The 9,157-nt window shown below is 70.1% G+C and carries 8 protein-coding genes and 1 pseudogene; 2 read left to right on the forward strand and 7 right to left on the reverse strand.

Annotated elements, in window-relative coordinates; translation table 11 throughout:
• The 3 genes and pseudogenes from DMB66_RS47130 to DMB66_RS47140 all read right to left on the reverse strand — a co-directional run.
• Positions 1 to 576: pseudogene (locus DMB66_RS47130) on the reverse strand (hypothetical protein); the annotation flags it as partial.
• A 139-nt stretch (positions 577 to 715) separates the two neighbouring features.
• Complete coding sequence (locus DMB66_RS47135; RefSeq protein WP_125810635.1) at positions 716 to 1,048, reverse strand: hypothetical protein; 333 nt, start codon at positions 1,046 to 1,048, stop codon at positions 716 to 718.
• Positions 1,049 to 1,118: 70 nt separating this feature from the next.
• On the reverse strand, positions 1,119 to 2,141 hold the full coding sequence (locus tag DMB66_RS47140; protein WP_125810636.1) for an SMP-30/gluconolactonase/LRE family protein: 1,023 nt from the start codon (positions 2,139 to 2,141) through the stop codon (positions 1,119 to 1,121).
• A gap of 299 nt (positions 2,142 to 2,440) precedes the next feature.
• Between DMB66_RS47140 and DMB66_RS47145 the strand changes: the two genes are divergently transcribed.
• Both DMB66_RS47145 and DMB66_RS47150 read left to right on the forward strand, forming a co-directional pair.
• Positions 2,441 to 3,466 carry a polysaccharide deacetylase family protein gene (locus DMB66_RS47145; protein WP_125810637.1) on the forward strand — a complete coding sequence of 342 codons (1,026 nt, stop codon included), beginning with the start codon at positions 2,441 to 2,443 and terminating at the stop codon, positions 3,464 to 3,466.
• 332 nt (positions 3,467 to 3,798) lie between these two features.
• Positions 3,799 to 5,403 carry a hypothetical protein gene (locus DMB66_RS47150; RefSeq protein ID WP_125810638.1) on the forward strand — a complete coding sequence of 535 codons (1,605 nt, stop codon included), beginning with the start codon at positions 3,799 to 3,801 and terminating at the stop codon, positions 5,401 to 5,403.
• 90 nt (positions 5,404 to 5,493) lie between these two features.
• Here the strand turns inward: DMB66_RS47150 and DMB66_RS47155 are convergent, their stop codons facing one another.
• From DMB66_RS47155 to DMB66_RS47170, 4 genes are all read right to left on the reverse strand, one after another.
• Positions 5,494 to 6,606: a hypothetical protein gene (locus DMB66_RS47155; protein WP_125810639.1), complete on the reverse strand. Its 1,113-nt coding sequence runs from the start codon at positions 6,604 to 6,606 to the stop codon at positions 5,494 to 5,496.
• Between the two features lie 178 nt (positions 6,607 to 6,784).
• The gene (locus DMB66_RS47160; RefSeq protein WP_125810640.1) at positions 6,785 to 7,588 is read right to left on the reverse strand and encodes an ABC transporter permease; all 804 of its coding nucleotides are present in this window, start codon (positions 7,586 to 7,588) and stop codon (positions 6,785 to 6,787) included.
• Positions 7,588 to 8,469: an ABC transporter permease gene (locus tag DMB66_RS47165; protein ID WP_199753040.1), complete on the reverse strand. Its 882-nt coding sequence runs from the start codon at positions 8,467 to 8,469 to the stop codon at positions 7,588 to 7,590. The genes DMB66_RS47160 and DMB66_RS47165 overlap by 1 nt, the downstream gene beginning before the upstream one ends.
• A gap of 6 nt (positions 8,470 to 8,475) precedes the next feature.
• On the reverse strand, positions 8,476 to 9,157 hold a 682-nt coding region (locus DMB66_RS47170; RefSeq protein ID WP_125810641.1), incomplete at its 5' end, for an extracellular solute-binding protein.

Raw genomic sequence — 9,157 nt, forward strand, 5'->3', positions numbered from 1 at the left:
GGCGATGGCGTCGTGGATGCCGTCGTTGCGGTCGGCGGTGGCCACCATGATCAGCTGGAGGCGGAACAGCGGCATCCGGCAGATCGCCTGCAACTCGTGGAAGATGGCCCGGTCGAGGGCGTTCGCGAAGCTGGCTTCGGTGCTGATCAGCCAGTCGCCGCGGGTCTCCAGGTCGGCGCCGTACTGCGGGTCGTAGTTCATCGCGTGGAACAGGAAGGTCAGCAGGTCGTTGAGGTAGTCGTCGTGGCTGGCCCAGGTGGCGCGGTAGGGACCGTCGCCCTTCTGGCGCAGGAACGGCGGCTCGAGATTCTCCATCTCGCGGGACAGGGCGCGCTCGGTGAGGAAGCGCAGACCCGACCAGTACGGCTTCCGGCCGCCTTCGCCGACAGGAACCGCCGCATCCTTGGCGCCGAGGTTCTGCTCGATCAGGTTCGCACCCGCCTTGAGGTAGGAGGCGACCTTGGGCGAGTTGACCAGGGCGGCACGGGTCGACTCCCGGACACCTTTGACGCGAGTCACGATGCCGGAAAAGTCCTGACAATAGGGGAAGGGAAGATCCTTCTTGCCGTACGTCATGAGTCGATTGTTGCCCTACGCGAGGCCAATTCAAGTCCGCACGTGCGTAGTACTCGGAGTCTAGGCCTCGGGAATTCGGCGATAGTGCCGAATATGACTTTTAGTGAGCGTGTGATGACACAGAGAAATCAGATTTGGCTCAGGCGCCGCGTTCGCTGAAGGCCAGGCTGAGGATAGCGTGGGCGACCCAGATCGCCTGCGTCTTGTTGTCGTAGGGTCCGACCCGCAACTCGACCGCCTTCTCGGCGAACAGCGCGCGCACCGTCCAGGCGTTCGGATGGCGCTCATCCTCGCGGCTGTGGTTGACGATGACCTGGGTGGCGACCCGGACGTTCACCACGGACCACTTCTCGTCGCCCTTGGGCCAGGCCCGGAACCAGCCCGGGGCGACCGCGACCGCTTCCTTGCCGGCCTCGGACAGGGCCCATTGCAGTTCCTCGGGGATCGCGATGTCCGGTTGTGCGTGGGTCATCTCGCCGCCCTGGGGTTGCGTGCGCGAGAATCCAGGATAGCGGCAAATGCCCTGATTATGGTTTGTATCGCTACGAGAGCGGCACGCGGGCGATCGCCTTCTCCGTCAGGCTGCCCAGCCAGAGCGTGTCACTGTGCTGGCGGACGCCGGTCGCCATCACGTAGCGGCCCGCCGGTCCGTGCAGGACCCGCAGCACCGCTCCCTCGCCGTCGACCAGCGCGGCCATCGGGTACGGCAGTGGCTGGGGTTGCAGGCGCGTCGGCAGCACCGCGGCGACCCGCCGCAGCCACGGGTGCGGCAGCAGCCGCTCCGCGAGCGCGACCCGCGGGCTGGCCAGGGCGATCCAGTAGGTGCCGTCGCCGACCGGCGCCATGTTGTCCGGGTACGCGGGCAGGTCGCCGAGCACCCGCACGACGCCGTCCGGCAAGGACACCCGCACCAGGCGGTGCGCGACGGTCTCGCACAGCAGCAGCGCGTCCTCCCGCGGGGTGAGCGCCACGCCGTTGGGGAAGTGGAAGCCCTCGGCCACCACGTCGGTGCGGCCCGAAGCGGGGTCGAAGGCCAGCAGCCGGCCGTTGGGCCGGTGTTCCAGCAGGTCCCGGCGCCAGTGCGAGAGCGGGAAGCGGTCCGAGCTGTCGGTGAAGTAGACGACGCCGTCGCGGGTCACGGCCGCGTTGTTGCACAGCAGGATGCGCCGGCCGCCGGCCCGGTGGGTCAGATCGGTGACGGTGCCGTCGTCGGTCACCCGCAGCAGGCCCCGGTAGGCGTCGCACACCACGAGGCTGTCGTCGCGCGGGTCGATCTCGATGCCCAGCGGCCGGCCGCCGGTGTCGGCGATCAGGTCCGGAACGGCGCCGGTGTGCGCGTCGGCCGGCCAGCGCCAGATCTGCCCTTCGTGCGTACCGGAATAGATCTGTCCCTGCCCGCCGACCGCGACGTCCTCCGGGCCGTGGCCGGTGGGCACCGTCAGTAGTTCGACGTCGTCGAGCCGGGTGTCGGTGGGCGACCAGGCGCCGGTCAGCGGCGGCGGCGCGGTGGCCGGCAGCTTCGCGGGCCGGATCAGCCAGGGCGCGGGCGGGCGGGGAACGGTCATCGGGTCATCGTGACCCGCGCGGCGGCTTCCCGCCAGGGAAACCGAGTCCCGGAACATCTGCGCAATTTTCGGCGATCCCGAGGCGTAGTGCCGCGCCAAAGATTGGTCAAAGAGGGCCTGGCCTTGCAAAACACCGTCTCGACCTGGCATTGGATGGCCGCCAAGCTCCGAAACATGGCGGCAAACTTCCGGAAATAGGTTATTGACGTGCGTCGAAACCCGGCAGAACATTGGGCGAAACGACGGCCGTCGATCGCTGCAGAGCCCGCTCCCCGCCAGCTCCGAGAGGTGTGCCCATCATGATCAGCAAAACTTCCGGGCCGAGACCGGGATCCCGGTTACGGGGCGTCGTCCTCCTCGCGACCGCCGGCCTGCTCGCCGCGGCCTCGATGACCTTCCTGGAGACCACCGCACAGGCCGGCACCGCGCGGCTGAGCGCGGACTGCGCCAGCGGCTACGTCGGCCTGACCTTCGACGACGGGCCCAACCCGGGCAACACGAACAACCTGCTCTCCGCGCTGCGCACCGCCGGGGTGCGCGCCACCCTGTTCAACACGGGGCAGAACGCCGCGAACAACGCCGCGCTGGTGGCCGCGGAGGCGAACGCCGGCATGTGGATCGGCAACCACAGCTACACCCACCCGCACATGCTCACCCTCAGCGCGGCCCAGATGTCCTCGGAGCTGTCGCGGACCCAGAGCGCCATCCAGAACGCCGGCGGCGGCACGCCGAAACTGTTCCGGCCGCCGTACGGCGAAACCAACGCCACGCTGCAGTCGGCCGCCTCCGCGCTCGGCCTGCGCACACTGACCTGGGACGTGGACTCGCAGGACTGGAACGGCGCGAGCACCGCGCAGATCGTGCAGGCGGCGAGCCGGCTGACCAACGGCCAGACCATCCTCATGCACGACCAGTACGCGACCACGATCGCCGCGATCCCGCAGATCGTGACCGGGCTGCGCAACCGCGGCCTGTGCGCCGGGATGATCTCCCCGACCACCGGCCGGGCGGTCGCCCCCGACGGCACGGGCACCCCGACGACGCCGCCTGCCGGTGGCTCCTGCACAGCGACCTACGCCGAGGGCCAGAAGTGGAGTGACCGGTTCAACGGCCAGGTGAGCGTCACCGGCACGAACACCTGGACCGTCACCGCCACCTTCCGCGCCCCGCAGAAGGTGATCGCCACCTGGAACGCCACGGTGACCTGGGACGGCAGCGGCACGGTGATGACGGCACGACCCAACGGCGCCGGCAACACGTTCGGCTTCACCGTCCAGCACGGCGGTGACTGGACCTGGCCATCCCTCGCCTGCCGCGCGGCATGACGCTGCCGCGAGCCGGCAGCTCTGCTTCCCGATAGGAAGCGGGTAGCAGAGCTGCGGCGGGTTGCCCGCTCTGCTTCCCGATAGGAAGCGGGTAGCAGAGCTGCGGCGGGTTGCCCGCTCTGCTTCCCGATAGGAAGCGGGAAGCAGAGCTGCGGCGGCCCGGCACGACGGAACGGCCCTCAGTGCGGGGCGCGGCGACCCACCCATCGCCGCGCCCCGCCGCCGTTCGTGGTCAACGGCGGGCCGATCCTGACCGAACGGTGGGTTTCCTGATGATCATTGCCGCTTATGCTCACGCGGCTTTGTCGTTCACGGGGAGGAACACCATCACCATGCACCGCGCCCTGCACCGCCTGCTGACCGGATCGGCGGCTGCCCTGATGGCAGCCGCGGCGGTGGCCGTACCCGGGACGCCCGCGCTTGCCGCGGATCCCGCCGTGCGCTTGTATTTCCCTGACATCTCGGTGGTCGCACCGGCCCCGAAGGTCAGCCCGCTGTACGCCTGGATCACCGTGCCGGACAAGGCGGGCGACGTGCCGGCGCCGATCGGCAAGATGACGGTGCGGGTGGACACCGCCGACGTCGCGGACATCGTGACCGTGACGAGCGTCGGCGACTTCGAGAACGGCGAGGAGCAGTCCTGCGCCACCAGCGGCGCCGTGATCACCTGCACGTTCACCGGCCCGTCCGAGCTTGAGCCCGGCATCAACCTGGTGCCCCTGGTCGCGTTGCAGGTGGCCGCGAAGGCCGGCGTCGCACAGGACGCCGACGGCAAGCTCGAGTTCAGCGTCCGGCTCGACGACGCCCCCGCGGTCACCACCTCCTCGACGGTCACCATCGGCGAGGGCGTCGACCTGGCCGCGGTCCTCGGCACCCCCCGTACGGTGGCGCCCGGCGCGAACGTCGACGCCGCCCCGCGGGTCTCCAACGCCGGCACGAAGCCGGTCAAGAGCGTGGTGCTGATCCTGGTGGGCCTGGACCCGAGCCTGTCCAAGGACAGCTTCAGCAACTGCCGGTACGGCTTCCTGACCCTCTGCACCTTCGACGACGAGCTGGCCACCGGCACGACCTACGAACTGTCGGCGCCGATGCGGCTGAAGATCCCGGCCGATGCCGCCGCCGGCAGCAGTGCGGAGGTGTTCAGTTCCTGGCACACCCCGTCCGACTTCAAGGAACTGATCGGCATCGTGTCCGAACTGAACGATGAGGTGTTCGGCCCCAAGGGCACCGGGGCGCCCGTCCGGTTGCGGCCGGTGCCGGCATCGGGTGCCGCGAAGCGGGCGGCGGCGAACCAGGTCGACACCAAGCCCGAGAACAACGCCCTGATCAGCGAGTTCGTCGTCGGTGGCAGCCGCCGGCCGGACATGGCCGCGGTCGGCGCCACCATCACCGGCGACGTGGGCGACAAGGTGCGCACCCGGGTCGGCTTCACCAACAACGGCCCGGGCACGCTCTACCACTCGACCTTCACCAACACCGACCCCGGCACGCACATCCGCGTACCGGCCGGCGTGAAGGCGGTGGGTGTCGACGAGCGCTGCTTCCCGCTGAGCTCCGACGAGGAATTCGAGCCCGAGGACTCCGCCGAGGACCTCACCGGGGCGTCGGAGTACCTGTGCCTGCTGACGGGCGGAACGACGAAGCCGAAGGCCTCGGCCCTGTTCGACTTCACCTTCCAGGTGCGCGAGAAGCCGTCCGCGGCGGCCGGCCGGGTCACCATCAACGAGAACGCCTTCGTCGACGAAGACCCGATCGACCGCGACGGCGGCAACGACACGGCGAAGATCGCGGTCGAGCTCTCCGGCGGTTCCGGCGGCGGCCTCGCGGTGACCGGCGCGAACGCCGGCCTGCTCGGCGCGGGCGGCGCGGTGCTGCTGCTCGCCGGGGCGATCGGCCTGCTGCTGGTCCGCCGGCGCCGGGTGCGGTTCACCGCCTGACAGCCACGAAGGGCCACTGCTTCACCGGTGTCCGGTGAAGTAGTGGCCCTTCGCCAGGTCGCCGAAGATTCCTCGCGGCCCGCAGCGGCACTACGGGCCGGTCGCGGGCACGTCTTCCGGCCAGCCCTCGACGAACGACCAGTCGCCGGCGGGCGGTCTCCGGTAGAGGTGCAGGCTCCCGTCCACATTCCGCGCGAACAGGTGCAGTATTCGCCCGATGCCCCAGCTGAGGCGGACCCGGTCGTACGCGCTGGACTCCGATCCCCGGATCGCCGTCCAGGCGGTCCAGGCTCCGGAGCTCTCCCGCTGGCGCTGCCAGAGACCGCCGTTCCCGGCGCCGGGCGCCACGACGGTGACGCCGGGATACAACAACTCCCGTACGGCGGCCGGCGTGCCCAGCAGGACCCCCGCGGCGCTGACGTCGTGCCATGCCGTCCACGACTCCGGGTCGCTCGTGATCGCCTGCCAGCAGTGGTACATCGACCCGCCGGAGGTGACGAGGAGCCCGAGCTGGTAGTCGACGTCGTGGTAGATGACCGGTCGCCCGGGCGTCCCGTTGCCGGGCACCGGCCCGGAGTCACCGATGGGCTCCCACTCGGAGAACATGTCGTCGGGAGCGGGCTGCCAGCAATGCCAGATGGTGACGGTGCCCATGCCGGGAACCAGCGCGAACACCTCCAGCGGACCGTCGATGTTGAGCGCCGCCGTCACGGCGGTGGGTCCGCCCTCGTCCCAGACGAGCGGCCGGCTCAGCTCCGCCCATTCGGACCAGTCGACGCCCGACAGCTCCCGGCGCTGCCAGATTCCCCAGGCTCGCCCGTCGTCCTTGCCGACCAGCACCGTGCGGGTTCGGTTCTTCGTCACGTACACGCTCAGCGAGTGCAGATGTCCCGGCCGGCCGGGCGGGGTGTCCAGAGACGTCCAGGCGGACCACGGCCCACCGGGTGCCATCTCCGAGGCGTGCAGAACCGTGCCGGTCACGGCGTCCTTGACCACGGCGGCCAGTCGCCCGTCGGCTGCCGTATCGACGTTCACCTCGTCGAACGGCCCGACGGTGTCGCCCAGCGCTTCCCAGCCGGTCCACGAGCCGCCCGGACTGATCTCCGCGCGGCGCCACACGGTGGCAGGCGACCCCACGACCGCCAGGAGCTCCAGGCGGCCGGCGGCGCCCTGGGCGGCGTCGAAGTCCCGCACGTCGGCCATCTTCCGGTCCTCTCCCCACCGCCGAGTCCCTCAGCGATCAGTCAAGGACTTCAGTCAAGGACTGCCGCAGACCGGCCTCAAGCGGTTTGTCGCCCAACCGACCCGGGCACCGCCCAACCGACCCGGGCGCCCGGGTTGGCCAGGACGCCCGGTCGGCCAGGAGGCCCGGCAGGCGTGCTCAGACCCGGCCGCCGGAGGGGTCGCCGGACAACCGCTGGGCGATCGCGATCGGGAGGACCGAGGCGATCACCAGGATCGTGGCCACCACGTTGACGATCGGGGCCTGGTTCGGGCGGAACAGGTTGTCCAGGATCCAGATCGGCAGAGTCGTGGTGCTCTGGCTCGCGGTGAAGCGGGTCACGATGATCTCGTCGAAGCTCAGCGCGAACGCCAGCAGCCCGCCGGCCAGCAGCGCCGTGCGCAGCAGCGGGAACGTGACGCGCCAGAAGGTGGTGAAGCCGTCGGCGCCCAGGTCCATCGACGCTTCCTCCAGGTCGCCGCCGAGGCGGCGCAGCCGGGCGATCACGTTGTTGAAGACCACCACGACGCAGAACGTCGCGTGCGCCACCACCAGCGTGAACAGCGACAGCGGCACGCCGAGCACCGTACGGAAGGCGTTGTTCAGCGCGATGCCGGTGACGATGCCCGGCAGCGCGATCGGCAGGATCACCAGCAGCGAGACCGCCTCCCGGCCGAAGAACCGGTACCGCTGCAGGGAGAGCGCCGCCAGCGTGCCCAGCACCAGCGCCACCGCGGTCGACAACAGGCCCACGACCACGGAGGTACGCAGGGCGTCCAGCGCGCCGGCGTTGTGGGCGGCGCGCGACCACCACTCGCCGGTGAAGCCGGCCGGCGGCCAGCCGAACGACCGGTCGCTGTTGAACGAGTTGATCACCACGACGACCAGCGGCACGTAGACCACCGCCAGCACGATCGCGGTGATGACGCGCAACGCGATGCGCATGCCTCGGGTCAGGTACATCAGAGATTCTCCAGGGCGCCGGCCCGCCGGGACAGGAACAGGTAGACGATCATGACCACCACCGGGACCAGGCCGACCGCGGCGGCCAGCGGCTGGTTGCCGGCCGCGCCGATGTTGTCGTAGACCAGGTTGCCGAGGAACTGCTTGGTGCCGCCGACGATCTCCACGGCCACGTAGTCGCCGAGCGACAACGAGAAGGTGAAGATCGACCCGGCGACGATCGCGGGGAACACCAGGGGCAGCACCACCGTCCGGATCGTGCGCCCCGGCCGGGCGCCCAGGTCGCCGGCGGCCTCCAGCAGGGAGTCCGGCAGGCGCTCCAGGCCCGCGAAGATCGGCAGGACCATGTAAGGCAGCCACAGGTACGCCAGCGTGCACACGGTGGCCGTCAGGCCGTACCCGGGCGAGCCGATCCCGAACGGCGCGCCGGCCCAGTCGATGAGCCCGCCCCCGCCGAACATGCTGCGCCACGCGTACGCCTTCACCAGGTACGACGCCCACAGCGGCAGCAGGATGCCGGCGACCAGCAGCGGCTGCCAGCGGCGGCCGGCGACCTTGGCCATGAAGAACGCCACCGGCAGCGCCAGCACCGCGTCGATCACCGTGACCAGGGCCGCCACCCCGATGGTGCGGATCGTGACCGAGCGGTACACCGAGTCGGTCAGCACCGTCCGGATGTTGTCCAGGGTCCACACCCGCTCGATCGCCCCGGTGAACGTGTTCGTGCTCCACAGCGCGGTCACCAGCAACGCCGCCAGCGCCCCGAGATAGGCGAGCCCGAGCCAGAGCAGCGGCGCCGACAGCAGCAGGGCCAGCCGGGTGCGCGGCGACCGGGTGAGCCGGGCCGACAACCGGCGCCGGCGGGTGTCCTGGAGCGTCACCGCCGGCTATCCCTTGATCTCGGTCCAGGCCCGGGTCCAGGCCGCATAGTCGGTGCAGGTGACGTCGGTGCGCCCGTCGAGGCACTGCGGGATCGGCGTGCTCCAATACCAGATCTTCTCCGCGTACGCGGCGTCTCCGGCGTGGTAGGTCTCGCAGAAGTTCTTGTCCTTGGTCAGCGCGCACGCCTTCTGGTTGGCCGGCGCCTCGCCGAAGTATTCGGCGACCTGTGCGTTGGCCGTCGGGCCGACGATCCAGTTCAGCCACTGGTACGCGCAGTTGGGGTGCGCGCTCTTCGCGGCGACCATCCACGTGTCGGACCAGCCGGTCGAGCCCTCGGCCGGCAGCACCGCCTTGACCGGCGCCTTCTCGGCGGTGGCCGTGTTGACGATGACCTGCCAGGTGGTGCCGATGACCGAGTTGCCGCTCTTGAAGGACTGCACCTCCTTGAGGTAGTCCGACCAGTACTCGCTGACGTGCGGCTTCTGCGCCTTGAGCAGCTCGACCGCGGCGGCCAGTTGCTTGTCGTCCAGCGCGTACGGGTTCTTGATGCCCAGTTCCGGCCTGGTGTTCATCAGGAACAGCGCGGCGTCGGCGATGTAGATGGGCGAGTCGTACGCGGTGACCTTGCCGGCGTACTTGGCCGCGTCGGTGAACACCGCGGCCCAGGAGGTCGGCGCCGGGTTGACC

The sequence above is a fragment of the Actinoplanes sp. ATCC 53533 genome (genome assembly GCF_003947245.1).